The following is an 877-nucleotide window of genomic DNA, read 5'->3' as shown; positions in this document are numbered from 1 at the left end:
AACTATACGGCTTAGCAAAGTAAAAATCAGCATTTGTTATCGCTGCCACCTCTTGATGACCGGCAAACTCCGTTCCATTGTCTGCTGTGATGGTTTTGAACTCATAGAAAGTAGAGCGATGCACGTCTTTAAAGCCTTCTATAACCGCCTCTGCTGACTTATTTTTAATTCTTCTTATCGTCACGACTTTAGAGGCCTTATCGACGATGGTGAGCAATTGAGATTTATGATTTTTACCAACAATAGTGTCAATCTCTACGTGTCCAATCTCGGTTTTCTCATCGGCTATCGCTGGGCGTTCACTGATGTCTACGCGGTTCTTAATTGTGGAACGAACCGTACCTGAACGCTTGTAGGGCTTGCCTCTGCGAGGCAAGTCTTTACGCAAAGACTCACCTTGCTCTTCAAGGTGTTCGATGTATCGGTACAATGTATTCTCACTAACGTGCGTCTGATACTTCAGAGCCAACTCACCGCTGACAACGTTGGGAGAGGTATGATTAGCGAGGCTTTGTTTTAGATAGCCATCCACAAATGAATCAATGCCTTTAAAGGCTTTTGCTTTACTAGCCTTCGTTCTTCTCTCTTTAGCGAGTCTATCTGCGGCTCGTGAAGAATAGAGCCCATCGAAACTCTTTAGAGTATTGCGCTCAATCTCTCTAGAGATTGACGATGGGCTTCTACCTAGCTCTTGAGCAATCATTCTTACTGATGTGTTTTCAGCTCTACGCTTCTCAATGTAGAACCTGTCCTCTGATGTCAGATGTACAGCCATCTCACCCTCTAATCAAAATGATGAATAAACATGCTGAGAGCAGTATAAACCACTCAGCCTTCATTAGGGGTTCAAGTGTTGCGTTTCATCTGGAGGACGGGG

The 877-nt window shown here is 44.2% G+C and carries 1 protein-coding gene; it reads right to left on the bottom strand.

Annotated features, from left to right (window positions below; genetic code table 11):
• The coding region (locus AB4484_RS24935; RefSeq protein ID WP_372080860.1) for an IS30 family transposase at positions 1-775 on the bottom strand (775 nt) is incomplete at its 3' end.
• Positions 776-877 lie beyond the last annotated feature (102 nt).

The organism is Vibrio sp. 10N.261.46.A3 (assembly GCF_041472995.1).
GTDB classification, from domain to species: Bacteria; Pseudomonadota; Gammaproteobacteria; order Enterobacterales; family Vibrionaceae; genus Vibrio; species Vibrio coralliirubri.
Note: the sequence above shows the minus strand (reverse complement) of the source record. Positions and strands in the feature narration are given on the sequence as shown.